Source organism: Cronobacter sp. EKM101R, from assembly GCF_963888145.1.
GTDB lineage: Bacteria > Pseudomonadota > Gammaproteobacteria > Enterobacterales > Enterobacteriaceae > Cronobacter > Cronobacter turicensis.
On sequence record NZ_CAWPHW010000005.1, the window covers coordinates 77,745 to 94,134 of the forward strand.

The following is a 16,390-nucleotide window of genomic DNA, read 5'->3' on the forward strand; positions in this document are numbered from 1 at the left end:
CACGCAAAAGTTAAGAACAGACTTGCGAATAGCTTTGTTTACTTTTTGGGCGGCAGATCACGCATTGCCGAAACTGCATGAAAATTCATCAAACGAATCTTTCAAGGAAAATAATTGCTGTTAAGTATTATTTGCTGGATCGATTTTATAACCTCTTAAATAACATTAACTTATAAATGATTAACGCGATAAATTAGGGTTATTAAGCCAATTTTCAGTGAATATGCCTGTTCTTAAAGGGTTGCGCAGGATGCCGTGCAAGTGGTACTGATTAAACGCGTTAAAAAACCCCACAATATCACCCAACGTTTGTCATACCCCTTTCAGCTTGCGTCGTTCTCATTCGAGCACGCGTGGGAATGGCGCTGTAATTTAGGAAGTAAAGTCGTTATGAAAAACAGTAAAATCAGCCTGGCCTGGCAGATCCTGCTGGCCCTGGTGCTGGGTATTCTTCTGGGCAGTTTTCTCCATTATCAGACGGATAGCCGCGAATGGCTGGTGACCAATCTCCTTTCGCCCGCTGGCGACATTTTTATTCATTTGATTAAAATGATCGTGGTGCCGATTGTTATCTCCACGCTGGTGGTGGGCATTGCCGGTGTCGGCGACGCTAAACAGCTCGGACGCATCGGCGCGAAGACCATCCTCTATTTTGAAGTGATCACGACCGTCGCCATCATCCTTGGCATTACGCTTGCGAACGTGTTCCAGCCAGGTAGCGGCATTGATATGTCACAGCTGGCCGCTGTGGATATTTCAAAATATCAGCACACGACCGAAGAGGTGCAGAGCCATGCACACGGTCTGATGGGAACTATCCTGTCGCTGGTGCCGACCAACATTTTCGCCTCGATGGCGAAAGGCGAGATGCTGCCGATTATCTTCTTCTCGGTGCTGTTTGGTCTGGGGCTCTCTTCGCTGCCCGCCGCGCACCGTGAACCGCTGGTGACGGTCTTCCGCTCCGTTTCCGAAACCATGTTTAAAGTCACCCATATGGTGATGCGCTATGCACCAGTGGGGGTGTTTGCGTTGATCTCCGTAACGGTGGCGAACTTTGGTTTTGCGTCCCTGTGGCCGCTCGCCAAACTGGTGATCCTGGTTTACGTGGCTATCCTGTTCTTCGCGCTGATCGTACTGGGCGCGGTCGCGCGGATGTGTGGGCTGCGCGTCTGGACGCTGATCCTCATTCTTAAAGACGAGCTGATTCTGGCGTACTCCACGGCAAGCTCTGAGAGCGTGCTGCCGCGTATTATCGAGAAAATGGAAGCCTACGGGGCGCCTGCGTCTATCACGAGCTTCGTGGTGCCGACCGGCTACTCCTTTAACCTTGACGGCTCCACGCTCTATCAAAGTATCGCGGCTATTTTTATCGCCCAGCTCTACGGCATCGAACTGTCGCTGGGTCAGGAGATTATCCTGGTGCTGACGCTGATGGTGACCTCGAAAGGGATCGCGGGCGTGCCTGGCGTGTCGTTCGTGGTGCTGCTGGCGACACTGGGCAGCGTGGGTATTCCGCTGGAAGGTCTGGCGTTTATCGCGGGCGTTGACCGTATCCTCGACATGGCGCGCACCGCGCTGAACGTAGTCGGCAATGCGCTGGCGGTACTGGTTATCGCCAAGTGGGAACATAAGTTCGACCGCAAAAAAGCGGAGGCTTACGAGCGGGAAATGCTGGGCCGGTTCGACAGTACCGCCAACAATTAATCATCCGCACGTCTGCGTTTCTGCAAGCCCCGCCTCTGGCGGGGTTTTTTATGGCGGCAGCGCGGAGAAGGCGCTGTAAGCGGTAAAAAAACGGGTGCGTTAAGCATTCAACGCCAGCAAGTCGGGCGGAGCGAACCCCGCCCGGAGAGTATTACCGGTCAGAGCAGGAAAGCCGTGCCGCCACCTCCTTATTTCCTTGCTTTATCGTTAACTCACATAACGTCCCGTGGTTAATTAAAGCGAAAATTAATATCGTGACGCAAAATACAACGAAACATGCGAAAAGATATTTGAGTGGCTTCATGCCTTTTACTCCTTGCCTTTCGGCGAGTAAGCGGCTAATCTCAACTTGTGTGGAGTTGAGGGATAGCCTCGGGTTAATAGGAATATTGCCCGGGGCTTTCTTCTTTCTGTCCCTCGCGTCGGCTTAAGACAGAAAGTCTTAAGCACCCGGCGCTCATCATAATGTCCTTCCTGTTAAATTCAAACTGAAATCCCGATGTAATTTATAGTGGGTTTGTTGCATTGGTTTGGTTTATAAAGTAAATGGTTTCGAGGCATCATGTGAATATTAAAATGCCATCGGGAATAAATACAATAACGCGTAAAAGGATTGGGTGCATTAAGGCCTCCGCTCCTGGCAAGCCGGGCGAGGAACCCTCGCCCGGTAGAGCCTTACCTGCCTGTACAGGCAAGCTTAGCCGCCACCTCCTGACTGCCGCTTCGGATGGTAAGTTCGCATAACGTACCCTGATTCATTAACGCAAAAATCAAAATAGTGATGCAGACCATGAATAAACAGGCCAGTAAATAACGCAGTGGCTTCATGCCTTTTACTCCTTGCATTCTGAAGAGTAAGAGGCTAATCTCAACTTGTCGGAGTTGAGGGATAGCCTCGGGTTAATAGAAATATTGCCCGGGGCTTTCTTCTTTCTGTCCCTCACGTTTGCTTAAGACAGAAAGCCTTAAGCACCCGCGCTTATAATAATCCTTCTGTTGGAAAATTAAATAAAAAGCCTGATGTAATTTATTAATGCTTTTTGCATATTAAATGGAATCAGCCTCGCAAATCTTTGCCACTAAATACCGCAAAACGTAACGGGACAATATAACGGTTCCCGTTAATCTTTTATTGAGCGTGTCTTTTTTCTGCCTGCGCACGCAGCAACGCCCGCGTTGTGTATCCTGATACAGAGAGAAAGCGTGGCGCTGTGCCGGTTACGGCTGAAAACTATCGGGAATGATAGTATACCCGGCCGCCGTACACCCTTATCATCTCTCCCTTATGCCTGCGCGAAGGCGCGCGTCATGCGCCGCCCGGCCAGGCTACCGACAACCACAGCCGGAATATAAAGAGAGTCACAGTGGATAACCTCATTAGCGCGCCATTAACAGGACAACACGAGACGCCGGTGAACCTGCCGGGGTTGATGCAGGTGCTCAGCAAACACCTTTACTCCACACCGATGGTCGCCATCCGTGAGCTGGTGCAAAACGCGCACGACGCGATTGTCAGACGTCGACTGGAAGAGGGCGCTGCGGACCGGCTTGCGGAAATTCGCGTCACGGGCGATTCGCAAAACCGGACTATCGTTATTCACGATACCGGCTCAGGGCTCACGGAGCAGGAGATCCACGATTTCCTGGCGACCGTCGGCGTCGGCTACACCCGCCATCTGCGCCAGCAGGATGACGACACCGGGCTTATCGGCATGTTTGGCCTGGGCTTTCTTTCCGCCTTTGTGCTGGCGGAGCGGGTGACGGTGCATACCACTTCCTGGAAAACGCCGCAGGAAGGCTGGCTTTACGCGTCCGCCAGCGGCGAAACGTACAGCGTCACGCCTGCAACGCCACGCGAGCCGGGAGCGACCGTTACGCTGCACCTCAAAGACGAGTTTTTATATCTCGCTAACAACAAGCTGCTTGGCGATGTGCTGGGCCGTTACTGCATATTAATGAAAGAGCCGCTGTTCGTCGGTGAAGAGCAGACCGCGGTAAATCATCTGTCGCCGCCGTGGCGCGCCGCGTCGCAGGACGGCGTCGCGCTGCATCCGGCGCTGCGTCAGAAGCAGAATATCGAATTCGCCAGCCGCTTCGAGCGCGCGTTTACGCCGCTGTGCACTTTGCTGGTGGAGCCATACGGCGACAGCGACGCGGTGGGCATGTTGTGGCTTCAGGATGGCGCGACCTACGGCACCAGCGACAACCGCAACCTGTCGCTGTTTCTGCGCGGCATGCTGCTGGATGACCAGGCGCGTGAGCTGCTGCCTCCGTGGGCCGGGTTTGTCGGCGGCGTTATCGAATCTAACCGTCTCACGCCGACGGCCAGCCGCGAAGATTTGCAGCGCGATGTTACCTGGTACGCCACGCAGGCGGCGCTCACCGAGGCGCTGATTAACGGCCTGGCCGATCTCGCGAAGCAGCAGCCCGCCGTCTGGCGGCGCGTGCTGGTGCGCCATAACGAAGCGCTGCTCGGCGCGGCCATCTGCGACGATCGTCTCTTCGATCTGCTGAAAGACGAACTGTTGATCCCGACGTCTCAGGGCGATCTGCCGGTTAAATCGCTGCGCCAGAACAACACGCTGAATGTGATGCTCAGCGAAGAGGGCGGTTTTGAAGAGATGCTGTTTCGGCTTTCCGGGCGTCCCGTCGCGCTGGGCTATCGTTACGCGGTCGTGCCGTTCCTGCGCCGCTGGGCGACGCTCTACGGCGCGCGTCTGGTGGAAGTGGGCACCTCGGCGGGCAACGAACAGCTCTTTGCGCTGCATGACGTCAGCGCGGAAGAAGAAGCCTGGTGGAGCGAGCAACTGCGCGACGACGAAGAGTGCGTGATGTCTTCGTTTGAACCCGCGACGCTGCCGCTGGTGATGGTAGTCAACCGCGATGCCGAACTTAAGGCGCGCCTTGAGCAGGACGACGCCGATCGCCGTATGAGCACTGCCGCGCTGATGCTGGCGCGCCAGTTTGCCAGCAAAATCGAGCAGCAGGCGCCGGTGCGCCTCTACATCAACTTTAATAATCCTGCGGTAAAAGCGTTATCACAGGCCTGGCGTGCCGGGCGGCCCATCGCGCCTGGCGCCACGCAACTGCTGAAAAGCCTCAAAATTATTCTTGCTCTGGCCACGGGCGACTCCCGTGAGTACGACTTTCGCCAGGCGCTGGAGACATTCAGTTGCATCACGGCGCAACTTATTACACCGACAACAGAAGGAAGCAACTAATGGATATCTGGGCATGGTATGAGCAATATCAGCGGGACCTGGAAGAAGCCGGCAAACCCTGGATCACGCAGCATGTCGATAAGCTGATCGAATCCATTGTTGAAGTTCAGACCGGTAAAACGGAAGCGCTGCTGCCGGAAGCGCGCGCGCTGAAAAAGACCGCGGGCAATCCATGGATTGAAGTTATGGTGGGCCACTGGGAGATGCGTCATCGCATCGGCAATCTTGGCGAAGGCGAAAAAGCGCTGGGCGATGTCGTCGCGCTGTTTGAGCGCGCTCATCAGGCCGATGCCGCTGAGTGTCCGCAGTCGATTTGCGTCACCCAGGATCTCAGCGCCTGCTACAGCAACGTGGACGGCCCCGGCTGGGCGGACGAGCGTATCGCCGTTTGCCAGGAGACGCTCTCAAAAATCACCCCGCTGCGCAGCTGCTTCCTGTGTCTTTCTGAGGAGCAGTTCTTCGCGATGGTCGATAAAGGCCAGATTGAAGAAGCGCTGGCGTTTGTGCAGCAACAGATGGAAAAGCGCCGCGCGGCGGGCGAAGAGGACGTTAACGGGCTGAAAGAGAACGAAGCGCAGGCGCTGATGTTGCTGGGCCGTTATGACGAAGCGCTGGCGATCATTGATAAACTCCATGAAGACGAGATGGAAAACAGCAGCGAGCAGACCCGCCAGGTCATGATGATGATGAAGGCGGAAGTGCTGGCGCTGATGGGCCGTGAAGAAGACGCCCGCGAATGGCTGCTGCCGTGGGACCGACTCACTGCCTATAACCGCATGCGCTGGGTGCGCGTGGTGGAGCAACTGGTTCGCCTCAACCCGGCTTACAACAACTGGCAGACCGGTAGCGCGCTGCAGCTGATTCTGGAGCAGCGCCTGGAAGCGCAGGCGTGGCGCGAAGCGGTTATCGTCGCGAAAACCCATATCAGCCTGGCGCTGGCGCGCGGCGCGACCTGGGTCGCCCGTCGTGCTCTGATGCTGGCGCAGCAGTGCGCCGCAAAACTGCGTAACCCGCACGATGAAGACGCCGCGCTGGCGGCGTTTGCAAGCCAGGTTGCGGGCATGGAAACGCAGGTGGAGCTGCCGGTGCCTGCCGAATCGCTGATGGCGTGGCTTGAAGAGCGCGGTCAGCAGGAAGGCGTGACGCGCGATCCTGAGCAGGAGGCCCAGTGGTTGCTGCTCGCGTCCGCACAGCGTCCGGACGATGAAGAACTCTTGATGCTGGCGGCGGCCGCGCTGGAAGCGTGCCAGGCGCAGGGCGAAGCGACGGATCTCCTGCTCGGCTGGCAGAAACGCCATCCGCAGGAAGAGGCCTCGCCGCTGTTCCATCTGCTCTCTTCACTTCTGAACGCGCGCCGTTATGACGACATCTTTGCGCTCGCCGAAGGCTATCGCGATGCGCTGCCGCACGTGGCGCTGTGGTTTGAAGCCCAGGTGGCGCAGGCGCAGGAAGACTGGGAAAAACTGGAGTCCGTAAGCCAGGCGCTGCGCGCCACGCCGCAGGGCCAGCAGAAAATCGCGCCGCTGATGCTGGCGGGCCAGGCGGCGATGCGTCAGCAAGCCTATGACCGCGCCACGGCGTACCTGAAAGAGGCGGTGACGATGCTGGACGCGCGCGAAGAGGACGCCAGCAATGTTCTGTGGGATCTGCTGACGGCCGCCAGCGCCAGTGAAGACTGGACGACCGTGCGTGAAGCTGGCGCGCGTCTCGGCATGCAGTTCAGCGCCGACGACGGCCCGGTCGAGGAGCAGTGGGGCACCGTTCGTCTGCGTTTCTTCGAGAATCACGACGAGCATTACTATTTTGCCCAGCGTACCGGCCCGGTGACGGCGCGCGTCTTCCAGCCGTCATGGCGTAAAGCGCCGCAACATATGAACGAGTCGGTAGTGTTTGACGCCAATCTGCTGAATACCCCGCCGGAAGATGAAAAAGAGCGCGAGAATTTCATCCCGGTGCATAACGTGGTGAAAACCCTTGAGCAGAGCGAGTACGCGCCGAGCTGGTTTATCGACGGCGTCGATCCGGGCGAAGAGACGTTCAACGCGTTTGTGAACGGCGTGCGCCAGCGCGGCGGCGCCATCTGGGTGCATTGCGAATCGGATTATCAGGTCACCGACAGCGAAAGCGGTGAAACGCTGCCTGGCATCTATTTTATGCTGGCGATGCCGCAGTCGGTCTCGCCGCTGGAAGTGGACGCGATGCTGCGTGAACTCACCCAAGGGTGGACGCATCCAATCCACTGGCTGGATGTCGCGATGACGGGCGGTCTTGATGAAACGCGCCACCGTCAGGTGATGGAGCGCTATCAGCTGTAGTCCTTGTATGACGGGCGGCGGTCCTCGCCGCCCGATTTCCGATTTGAGAATCCTCCGCTGTCTGCCTTCCTTTGCCCTCTTTACTTTAAGACCAGTCAAACACAGGGCTGGCTTTATGAAATCACATCTTCGCGTTTTGCTTTTCGCCACACTCTCTCTTCCCAGCACTCATGCGCTGGCGGACGGTCTGGATGCGGTCTTTAACGACACCATTAACTCAGTAACCCAGGCCATCAATGAGGCTTACCATCCGGAGACGGATGACCGTGATGCGTCGGAAAACCGTCAGTATGACGATGACAGCCGTACGCGCTACGACGAGCGGCGCAGACGTCTTGAAGAACGCCACCGGCAGCTTGATGAGCGCCAGCGTCGTCTGGATGAAGAGCGCCGTCGCCTGGAAGAAGAAGAGCAACGGCTGGATGAGGATGATGACCGCTAACGGCCGCTGTCGGCGATTTCCACATGCGTGGTGCGCGGAATAGCCAGCAGACGATCGCCGCAGGTCAGCAGCAGATCGATGCCGAGCGAGCCGGCATGCAGGCGATCGGAAAGTTGCTCAATCAGGCACTCCGGCAACTGCGGCGCGATCATGCGCTCTTCCGCGATACCGGCGCCGGTCAGGCGCAGCATACGTCCGCCGCTCAGGCTGTTTACCTGCAACACCAGCGTGACGCTGTGTTCCGGCGCGATAACGCTGCCGTGGGCGAGGCGATCGGGCAGAAACGGGTTCAGGTTTTCATCGGCAATAGCAAAAACCGCCTCGTCCGGCGTATCGGCAATCCGCGTGCCGGTATGAAAGCGCAGGTTAGAGCGCACAATATCATTGGCCAGCGACGGCGAAAGCCAGACAGGGGTATCGCTATCGACAAGCGTGAGCAGCACGCTGGTGGTGGCCACGCCGAGCGGCTGCCAGCCGTGGCGAAGCAACTGTAAGGACACAATCACGCCGGGCTCGCTCATGGCCTTTAGCAGGCGGCGAAAGCACTGCTGTGCATCATGCACCGGTGAATCAAAGGCGGTATTTAACGTCATCAGAATCTCCATACTGCTGCGCTACGCGGCGGTACGTCCTGGACGCCGCCGGAAGCAGGTTGCCGCACATCCTGACGACCTAATATGACCCTACTGTTAAACAAACATGACAGCCAGATGAATTGTGAGGCAATAAAGGGAGGAGAAGATCGCCCTGCCTTTAACGGAATCATCGATGAGAGATGTTAATATTCGGCTTAAGTCAGGTAAGAAAAAAGAACATTATTTTTCTTAAAGTATATTTGTGACGCCGCAAAAGATGTTTTTAACGATGTTAGTTTCCGGGCTTATATTTCCTGTGATTATTTTCTAATTATATTTGGCGACGAAATTTACTATTTTAAATCGCTGCTACTAATAATATTCCTAAAAGAAATTGGTGAAAAGTTAAGCGGTGCTTCATTTAAGTGTAGTTGTTATTTATTTTATTGATTTTAAAGGGTATTTACAGAAGGGGATTATCTGGTTTGTATTTTACGCTTCTTTTCTGATTTCTTTTATTATTTTTTGAAAAGGTACGTGAAAATAAGCGTGGAATCACGTTAACGGCGCGTCAGGGGGAGGAAGCCGTCCATAAGAAACACGGGGATAAATCGGGCGAGCACGCTATTTTATTCTGAGCAGAGCTCCGTCCAGTTGATGCGCGGCTAAGCGGCCTGAAGCTGGCAGCGAAGGCTGCCAGCCCAGGTAAAATGCGGCCTGAGGCGCCGTCAGCTTTTTTTGACGAACTCAGATTTGAGCTTCATCGGACCGAAGCCGTCGATTTTACAGTCGATGTTGTGATCGCCTTCCACCAGACGGATGTTTTTGACTTTGGTGCCAATCTTGAGCATCGATGAACTGCCTTTAACCTTGAGATCCTTAACAATTGTGACGCTGTCGCCATCGGCCAACAGGTTGCCGTTGGCATCTTTGACCACCAGCGCGTCGCTCTCTGCGCTGGTTTCGCCTTCGCGCCACTCGTGGGCGCACTCCGGGCAGACGTAAAGATTATTATCCAGATAAGTATATTCAGAACCGCATTGCGGGCAGGCTGGTAATGACATGGTTTCTCCTCAAAATGAACCAACGGGGCAGCAAAAGAGGGCTGCGCAAGAAGCGGCCGTTTACGCGGCGCGCATGAAAGGCGGGATTATACCCTAAACCCTTACGTTTTACGGGCCTGTCTGCGGCCCGAACGCGCAGGTGTCTGAAGCGGGATGGCATTTTTACTGGCAGTGATAAAACATATATCGTGATTTATTGCCAGGCGGTGTTATTCTGGAGCGGTTAATGTTGGTTTGAATTATTAAATCCATCCCCTGAAGTCGGAACATTTTTGTCAAATGGCCGATGTGAGGATATATTCTTTCGCTCTGAAAAATCGATCAGCCCACTGGTCTTACAGAGTGATTATTAGGTTTCCTGACGAAGATGAAGGTTTGAAACCTTTCCCATCGTCCCATGCATATTTTACCACAACGATGGTATGGCATTTTTTTACGCCACGTTTTCGTCAGGTAGCGTTGTGACGCGCAGGATATTTTCCACACGTAATTATAAAAGCCGCATTGAGCTAATAAAAAGATAAGGCAAAAGGTCATTTAATTTGTGTTAAGGAAAGATTTTTCATGCACACACAGACTGTATTTGAAATGAATCAGGAAGCGGAACGGCTGCTTCAGCTGGCGTTGTATAACCTCAGCGCCCTGAAACAAATGCCGCTGGCGGTGCAGAGCGATCGTGGGAACGTTACCAGCCAACAACGCGCCGCCGTGCATCCCCTTCATTTTTCGTTACGCGGGCTGGAGGCGCAGCAGGAGATGCTGCAGGCTGAGCTGCGAAAAACGACCCAGCAGGAGATGGTGCTCGCGATTGTCGGCACCATGAAGGCGGGCAAATCGACCACTATCAACGCGATTGTCGGCAAAGAAGTCCTGCCGAATCGCAATCGCCCCATGACGGCGCTCCCGACGCTGATTCGCCACACGCCAGGCCAGACAGAGCCCGTGCTGCATTTCTCGCACGCCGGGCCTATAGAAACCCTGATGCAGGCGCTACGCGCGCGCTTACAAAACGCCTCGCGCGACACCCTGGCGCTGCGTCTTGAAATCGACCGCGACATGGACGCTCTGCTGGCGCGCATCCTTAACGGCACCTCGTTTGAAAAACACTATCTCGGCGCCCAGCCGATTTTCCACTGCCTGAAAAGCTTAAACGATCTGGTGCGGCTCTCGGCCGTGCTTGACGTGCCGTTCCCGTTTCGCGCGTATGCGGCCATCGAACATATCCCGGTGATAGAGGTGGAGTTTACTCACCTTGCAGGTATGGAACGAGGGCTTGGCCAACTGACGCTGCTGGACACGCCCGGCCCGAACGAAGCCGGACAGCCGCACCTGCAAAAAATGTTACAGGAGCAGATCGCCCGCGCCTCCGCCGTACTGGCGGTGATGGATTACACCCAGCTGAAATCCACTTCCGATGAAGAGGTGCGCATGGCGCTCGCGGCGGTGGGGGAATCGGTGCCGCTCTACGCGCTGGTGAATAAATTCGATCAACTGGATCGCAACAGCGACGATGAAGATCAGGTGCGGGCGTTGGTCGCCGGGACGCTGATGAAAGGCGCCATCGATCCCGCGCATATTTTTCCGGTTTCTTCTATGTGGGGCTATCTGGCCAATCGCGCGCGTCAGGAGCTTGCCGCGCACGGCACGCTGCCGCCGTATGACGAGCAGCGCTGGGTACAGGATTTCGCCGAAGCGGCACTGGGCCGCCGCTGGCGTCATGCCGACTTCACCGACGCCGCGCACCTGCGCCACGCCGCCGATCTGCTGTGGGAAGACTCCCTTTTCGAAGCGCCCATCCGGGCGATTCTGCACACCGCGCACGCTCACGCTTCGCTCTACGCGCTGCGTTCGGCCTGCGCAAAATTAATTCACTCTGCGCAATGCACCCGAGACTACCTGGATTTTCGTTGTCAGGGGCTCGATATCGCAAATGACCAACTGGTGGAGAGTATCTCTCAAATGAATAATGACATCGCACAGCTAAAACGTTGCCAGGCAGACGCCAGCAAAGCCATTCAGGAACAGGTTGTTCAGGCGCTGGGGCGCGCGTCGGAAACTATTGCGGGTCATGAACAGAAGGTACTGGCGGATATCGCCAGCTATTTTGAGACGGGCAAGGTGCCGTCGCTTTCGCTCAGCAGCCCGGTGCGGCGCGCGGTGACATGGGGAAGCGATTTCGACGCGGGCAGCGAACAGCTGATCCTGGATCAGGAGAGCGACGCGCGGATGCTGTTGCATAAAATTCGCGCCTCCTGCGAGCTGATCCTGCTGTCGGTGCAGGAGAATCTGACCCGCGATCTCGCCGCCCACTTCAGCGATCTCGAGACGGCGCTTGGGGATATCCTGCGCGCCGCCCTGACGCCGCTGGAACTGCGCGTGACTGAAGGGCTGCGCCGTACCGGCTTTCGCGCGCATATCACGCTGCCGGTTTTTCAGCGCAGCCAGCTTAACTTCAACGCGCATCAGCTCTTTAACGATGTCATTGAAGAAGAGAGTGTGCCGGTCGCCAGCGCGTCGCGTAATAACGGCGTGCGCGGTACCGTGGCGCGCTGGATCACCAGCAAGGATCTGGGATGGGATGACTGTACCGCCATGCGTTCGCGCTACGTGATCAACCTGCAGGAACTGAAGCAGACGCTCAGCCGTTACGTTAGCCGCTTCTGCGCGCAGATCCGCCAGGCGATGAATGCTCAGGTGGATATCTCCGTGACGGCGGGCATGGCGACGTTTTTCGCCGAGTTCCAGATGGCGATGGCGGCGATTGAAGCGAATCTTCAGCAGAGCCTTGCGGCGCGCCAGCAGAGCGAAACGGCGCGCAACGCGCTGCGTGAGAAGCTACAACAGTGCGCCCGCACTGCGCGTGACATTAACGAGGACGCGCGTGCGCTGCGTGATGATATCCAGACGCTGTTTTCCGTGGAGCACTGAACGCCATGAACGGGTCACTGGTGGAAGGGCCGGGCCGACATTTGCGTGCATTGCGCGGGCGATTGATGGTGGACCTGGCCAAGGGCGAAGAAGAAGAGCGCTACGGCCGTTCGCATCCGCAGCATCAAAAGGTGCGTGAACGGCTGCAAAAGTCGCTGGTCCCCGCCGGGCCTGCGGTGGCCCCGCCGGAGATGGCGGCGCTGCACAGGCTGGAATCGCTTTCGCGCCAGAGCCCGCCCGGACATCTGGCGTTAAGCCTGACGGCGCAGGCCCTGGTGCGCCGCAGCCAGCGTCTAAGTGAGAAGGGCGTTTCAGCGCCTTTCGCACAGGCGCTTGAAGTGACGGCCGGGCACTATCAACACAGCGCCGCGCGACTGGAGGCGCAGTTGCGCCAGCATGATTTAGCGGCGGCGGCGCAGCGGCACGTGGGCGAAGTCATGACGCGCTGGAAAAGCGGCGAGTTTAACGGCTGGTCGCCCGCCGGGCGCTGTTACGTGGCGCTGGAGGAGTTGCGCTGGGGCGCGTTTGGCGACGCCTTGCGCTTAGGCGAACCGGATGAAAAAGACGCGCTGTTGCAGCCAGTGTATGACGAAACGACGCTCCGGCTGGCGCGCAGTGTTAATGCATCGCCCCACACGCGGCATTTCTATCAGCAATGGCTGCACACGCCGCCGCAGCCGGGCCTGCTGGAGCATAAAGATATGCTCTGCTGGCTGGGCGCGGAGCATGACGGGGAGCGCCAGCCGGTCAGCTGGTCGGTGACGCAAACCTGGCAGAGCGTGTCGCTGGGGATGCCGCGGATCTGCTCCGCAAGACGGCTGGTCAATGCGCTGATGGAAGAGATTTTCCTGCTTTGACCGCTAAAAAACCCCGCGTCAGCGGGGTTTTTTATTACGGGTATCTGTCTTTACCGGTGCAGGGTGGTCGTGCTGGCACTTTCCGTATGCGGCGCCGCAGGCGCCTGTTTCGCCACATGCCGGGAATAAAGCGCGGTGATGATGGGCACCAGAATCGCCGTCACGATGACGCTCGCGGCCACCAGCGCCGTGGCTGAGGCAGCGACCGGTTCAAATGCCGGGTTGATTTGCGCGATGATGACCGGGTTCGCGACCGCCGCGCCCGCTGCCGAAGAGGCCGCCACGCCTGCCGTACCGTTGCCGCCGCCCAGGAATTTATCCGCCATAATCAACGGAATGCCGGTGATAATGATTACTCCCACGCCCAGCACAATGCCCAGGAGACCCGTTTCCATAATCACGCGCAGATTGATGGTATTGCCCAGCGCGAAGCCGAAGAATGGGATCAGCACGGGCGTGGCTTTACTGAAGAACGCACGCAGATCGTGGTCAAGGTTGCCAAGCGCGAAGCCAATCAGAAACGGCAGCACCGCGCCGATGAAGTGATGCGGCTCGAAAGAGGCGAGACCGGCGGAGCCCAGAATCACCATGGTCATCAGCGGGCCCGATTCCAGCGACATCAGCACAAACGCGCCGGACTCTTCCTTCGTGCCGTACTGGTTCATCAGGCTGGCGTAAAGACCGCCGTTGGTCATATCCATCGCGGAGACGATAGCCAGTACCGACAGCCCGGCGAAAAAGCCGGTCTGGATACCGGTATCCGGAATAAAAGACGCCGCAATCATCGCCACCACCCAGGCCACGGCGATTTTAGTCAGCACCAGCGTGCCGGATTTACGCAATACCGTTCCGGTTGCGCGTAAATCAATAGAGGCGCCAATACAGAAAAACCAGACGGCGAGAATAGGCACCGTTCCGCTAATCATTCCTTTAGTAAACGAACCGAAATAATTGCCGGTTTGCGGCGCCAGCGTATTTAAAATAGCCCCCAGTAACAGCGGGATAAGCATCATCCCCCCCGGGATGCGTTCCATCGTAGCTTTAATCTTCATGATAAACCTCAGCGGTTTTATTCAGCCCTGGCTGAATTAAGGTCAAAAGTATCCCTCGACAAAAATTATTTATTTTCATCGACTTAGTTTGGTTTTTTGCGTAGGGCAGCCGTGGCGAGGCAGCGGCGGCTATCATCATCTTTATAAGAATGGAGACTGGTCTGTTGGCGACTTATCCCGTTATTGAAGTAACTGGTGCTACTATCTCTCTTGTGGAATAATGATTCAATAGAAATGAAACGCTGTTTTGGTTATCTCGATCACATTATTGATTCACATGTTTGATAGCATCAAACGCAGCGAAAACTTATGTAAATCCATTGTTATTTAATTGGGTTTTTTACGCTTATCTGATACCGGGGCACGGTTCCCCGCAACGTCACGAGGAGTCAGAATGGACGTTCGTCAAAGCATTCATAGCGAGCACGCGAAAACCCTGGATACCGCCGGGCTTCGCAACGAGTTCTTAATTGAGAAGATTTTTGTGGCTGATGAGTACACGATGACATACAGCCATATCGACCGCATCATTGTGGGCGGCGTGATGCCGGTAAACCGCACGGTGAGCGTGGGCAGCGAAGTGGGTAAACAACTGGGCGTCAGCTATTTTCTGGAGCGCCGCGAGCTGGGCGTGATCAATATCGGCGGGCCGGGGCTTATCACCGTAGACGGCACGCGCTATGAAATGAACAGCCGCGACGGCTTGTATGTCGGCAAGGGCGCGAAAGAAGTGGTGTTTGAGAGCGTGGAGGCGGGGAACCCGGCCCGTTTTTACTATAACTGCGCGCCGGCCCACACGACATTCCCGACCCGGCGCGTGACGCCGGCGGATGTCTCCCCGGTGCATCTCGGCGAGGACGTGACCAGCAACCGTCGCACCATCAATAAATATTTTATACCTGACGTGCTGGAGACCTGCCAGCTCAGCATGGGCCTGACCGAGCTGGCGCCGGGGAATCTGTGGAATACAATGCCGTGCCACACGCACGAGCGTCGCATGGAGGTTTACTTCTATTTTGGTCTGGAAGAGAACAGCTGCGTCTTTCACATGATGGGCCAGCCGCAGGAGACGCGGCATATCGTGGTGCAAAACGAGCAGGCGGTGATTTCGCCGAGCTGGTCGATTCACTCTGGCGTGGGAACGCGCGCGTATACCTTTATCTGGGGAATGGTGGGCGAGAATCAGGTGTTTGACGATATGGATCACGTCGCGGTCAAAGATCTGCGCTAACCGTCATGCGCATAAAAAAAGCCTCGTCAGCGACGAGGCTTTTTTGTGGCTTACGCGCTACGTTTGTCTTCGGTTTGCAGCTCGAAATCGGAGGCGTCGTGGCGCTCATGAAGCTGCTCGTTGAGCGGGCCCCAGGTGCGGTTAACGATGCGCCCACGCTGGACAGCCGGACGCTGCGCGACCTCTTCCGCCCAGCGTTTCACATTTTTATATTCATTAACTTGCAGGAATTTACTCGCCTCATACAGCCCACCGATAATCAGGTTGCCGTACCACGGCCAGATGGCGATATCGGCAATCGAATAAGCATCGCCTGCGATAAAGCGGTGCTGCGCGAGCTGACGATCGAGCACATCAAGCTGGCGTTTTGCTTCCATGGTGAAGCGGTTAATCGCGTATTCGATTTTCTGCGGCGCATAGTGATAGAAGTGGCCGAAACCGCCGCCGAGATAAGGCGCTGAGCCCTGCAACCAGAACAGCCAGTTCAGCGCTTCGGCGCGTCCGGCGTAATCTTCCGGCAGGAACTGCCCGAACTTATCGGCGAGATAAAGCAGGATCGCGCCGGATTCAAACACGCGCACCGCGGGCGTGACGGAGCGGTCCAGCAGCGCCGGGATCTTGGAATTGGGGTTAACCTCAACGAAACCGCTGGAGAACTGATCGCCTTCATTAATGCGAATCAGGTGCGCGTCATATTCCGCGCCGCTGATGCCGAGCGCCAGCAGCTCTTCCAGCAGGATAGTCACTTTCTGGCCGTTCGGCGTGCCGAGCGAATAGAGCTGCAACGGATGTTTGCCGACCGGCAGGGCCTTCTCATGCGTCGGCCCCGCAACAGGACGGTTGATGTTTGCAAAGGCGCCGCCAGTTTGCGGTTCCCAGGTCCAGACTTCAGGTGGCTGATATTCGTTTTGAGACATAATGTTATCCCGCGCGATGAGTAAGTAATAAACCGGCCTTCCGGTTCGCGTTTTCGAGTGTAGCAGGCGAGGGCGTACTCGCCT

Annotated in this window: 13 protein-coding genes; 7 read left to right on the forward strand and 6 right to left on the reverse strand. The window is 56.5% G+C overall.

Annotation, left to right across the window (positions count from 1 at the left end; all coding sequences use genetic code 11):
• Positions 1 to 390: 390 nt before the first annotated feature.
• Positions 391 to 1,704 (forward strand): glutamate/aspartate:proton symporter GltP, encoded by a 1,314-nt coding sequence (gltP, locus tag AACV31_RS06155; RefSeq protein WP_165156557.1) that lies wholly within the window; start codon positions 391 to 393, stop codon positions 1,702 to 1,704.
• 151 nt (positions 1,705 to 1,855) lie between these two features.
• Here gltP and AACV31_RS06160 read toward each other — a convergent pair whose 3' ends face one another.
• Both AACV31_RS06160 and AACV31_RS06165 read right to left on the reverse strand, forming a co-directional pair.
• Positions 1,856 to 2,008, reverse strand: coding sequence for a Hok/Gef family protein (locus tag AACV31_RS06160; RefSeq protein WP_015742631.1), 153 nt, complete (start codon positions 2,006 to 2,008; stop codon positions 1,856 to 1,858).
• A 371-nt stretch (positions 2,009 to 2,379) separates the two neighbouring features.
• Positions 2,380 to 2,532: a Hok/Gef family protein gene (locus AACV31_RS06165; protein WP_015742630.1), complete on the reverse strand. Its 153-nt coding sequence runs from the start codon at positions 2,530 to 2,532 to the stop codon at positions 2,380 to 2,382.
• A 536-nt stretch (positions 2,533 to 3,068) separates the two neighbouring features.
• Here AACV31_RS06165 and AACV31_RS06170 point away from each other — a divergent pair.
• The 3 genes from AACV31_RS06170 (at position 3,069) to yjdP (ending at position 7,682) form a co-directional block, all read left to right on the forward strand.
• A complete protein-coding gene (locus AACV31_RS06170) occupies positions 3,069 to 4,925 on the forward strand; it encodes an ATP-binding protein (protein WP_165156559.1) in 1,857 nt (618 codons plus the stop codon).
• Complete coding sequence (locus AACV31_RS06175) at positions 4,925 to 7,240, forward strand: hypothetical protein (protein ID WP_165156561.1); 2,316 nt, start codon at positions 4,925 to 4,927, stop codon at positions 7,238 to 7,240. Before AACV31_RS06170 ends, AACV31_RS06175 begins: the two co-directional genes overlap by 1 nt.
• A 115-nt stretch (positions 7,241 to 7,355) precedes the next feature.
• A complete protein-coding gene (gene yjdP / locus AACV31_RS06180) occupies positions 7,356 to 7,682 on the forward strand; it encodes a DDRRRQL repeat protein YjdP (RefSeq protein ID WP_165156563.1) in 327 nt (108 codons plus the stop codon).
• Here the strand turns inward: yjdP and phnH are convergent.
• Together phnH and AACV31_RS06190 are read right to left on the reverse strand one after the other, a co-directional pair.
• Positions 7,679 to 8,275 carry a phosphonate C-P lyase system protein PhnH gene (gene phnH / locus AACV31_RS06185; protein WP_165156565.1) on the reverse strand — a complete coding sequence of 199 codons (597 nt, stop codon included), beginning with the start codon at positions 8,273 to 8,275 and terminating at the stop codon, positions 7,679 to 7,681. The two genes, yjdP and phnH, sit on opposite strands and share 4 nt — an antisense overlap.
• Positions 8,276 to 8,985: 710 nt before the next feature.
• Positions 8,986 to 9,321, reverse strand: coding sequence for a zinc ribbon domain-containing protein YjdM (locus tag AACV31_RS06190; RefSeq protein WP_007764533.1), 336 nt, complete (start codon positions 9,319 to 9,321; stop codon positions 8,986 to 8,988).
• 564 nt (positions 9,322 to 9,885) lie between these two features.
• Here AACV31_RS06190 and crfC point away from each other — a divergent pair.
• The gene (crfC, locus tag AACV31_RS06195; RefSeq protein WP_165156567.1) at positions 9,886 to 12,249 is read left to right on the forward strand and encodes a clamp-binding protein CrfC; all 2,364 of its coding nucleotides are present in this window, start codon (positions 9,886 to 9,888) and stop codon (positions 12,247 to 12,249) included.
• Between the two features lie 5 nt (positions 12,250 to 12,254).
• On the forward strand, positions 12,255 to 13,106 hold the full coding sequence (locus AACV31_RS06200) for a diguanylate cyclase regulator RdcB family protein (protein WP_165156569.1): 852 nt from the start codon (positions 12,255 to 12,257) through the stop codon (positions 13,104 to 13,106).
• Between the two features lie 50 nt (positions 13,107 to 13,156).
• Here the strand turns inward: AACV31_RS06200 and kdgT are convergent, their stop codons facing one another.
• Positions 13,157 to 14,158 (reverse strand): 2-keto-3-deoxygluconate transporter, encoded by a 1,002-nt coding sequence (gene kdgT / locus AACV31_RS06205; protein WP_165156571.1) that lies wholly within the window; start codon positions 14,156 to 14,158, stop codon positions 13,157 to 13,159.
• Positions 14,159 to 14,552: 394 nt separating this feature from the next.
• Here kdgT and kduI point away from each other — a divergent pair, with 394 nt between their 5' ends.
• Positions 14,553 to 15,389: a 5-dehydro-4-deoxy-D-glucuronate isomerase gene (kduI, locus tag AACV31_RS06210; protein ID WP_075198916.1), complete on the forward strand. Its 837-nt coding sequence runs from the start codon at positions 14,553 to 14,555 to the stop codon at positions 15,387 to 15,389.
• 50 nt (positions 15,390 to 15,439) lie between these two features.
• Here kduI and yghU read toward each other — a convergent pair whose 3' ends face one another.
• The gene (gene yghU, locus AACV31_RS06215) at positions 15,440 to 16,306 is read right to left on the reverse strand and encodes a glutathione-dependent disulfide-bond oxidoreductase (RefSeq protein ID WP_105582425.1); all 867 of its coding nucleotides are present in this window, start codon (positions 16,304 to 16,306) and stop codon (positions 15,440 to 15,442) included.
• Positions 16,307 to 16,390 lie beyond the last annotated feature (84 nt).

Coding starts and splice junctions, on each gene's coding strand:
- gltP (WP_165156557.1), top strand. CDS start 391: ATGAAAAACAGTAAAATCAGCCTGGCCTGGCAGATCCTGCTGGCCCTG.
- AACV31_RS06160 (WP_015742631.1), bottom strand. CDS start 2,008: ATGAAGCCACTCAAATATCTTTTCGCATGTTTCGTTGTATTTTGCGTC.
- AACV31_RS06165 (WP_015742630.1), bottom strand. CDS start 2,532: ATGAAGCCACTGCGTTATTTACTGGCCTGTTTATTCATGGTCTGCATC.
- AACV31_RS06175 (WP_165156561.1), top strand. CDS start 4,925: ATGGATATCTGGGCATGGTATGAGCAATATCAGCGGGACCTGGAAGAA.
- yjdP (WP_165156563.1), top strand. CDS start 7,356: ATGAAATCACATCTTCGCGTTTTGCTTTTCGCCACACTCTCTCTTCCC.
- phnH (WP_165156565.1), bottom strand. CDS start 8,275: ATGACGTTAAATACCGCCTTTGATTCACCGGTGCATGATGCACAGCAG.
- AACV31_RS06190 (WP_007764533.1), bottom strand. CDS start 9,321: ATGTCATTACCAGCCTGCCCGCAATGCGGTTCTGAATATACTTATCTG.
- crfC (WP_165156567.1), top strand. CDS start 9,886: ATGCACACACAGACTGTATTTGAAATGAATCAGGAAGCGGAACGGCTG.
- AACV31_RS06200 (WP_165156569.1), top strand. CDS start 12,255: ATGAACGGGTCACTGGTGGAAGGGCCGGGCCGACATTTGCGTGCATTG.
- kdgT (WP_165156571.1), bottom strand. CDS start 14,158: ATGAAGATTAAAGCTACGATGGAACGCATCCCGGGGGGGATGATGCTT.
- kduI (WP_075198916.1), top strand. CDS start 14,553: ATGGACGTTCGTCAAAGCATTCATAGCGAGCACGCGAAAACCCTGGAT.
- yghU (WP_105582425.1), bottom strand. CDS start 16,306: ATGTCTCAAAACGAATATCAGCCACCTGAAGTCTGGACCTGGGAACCG.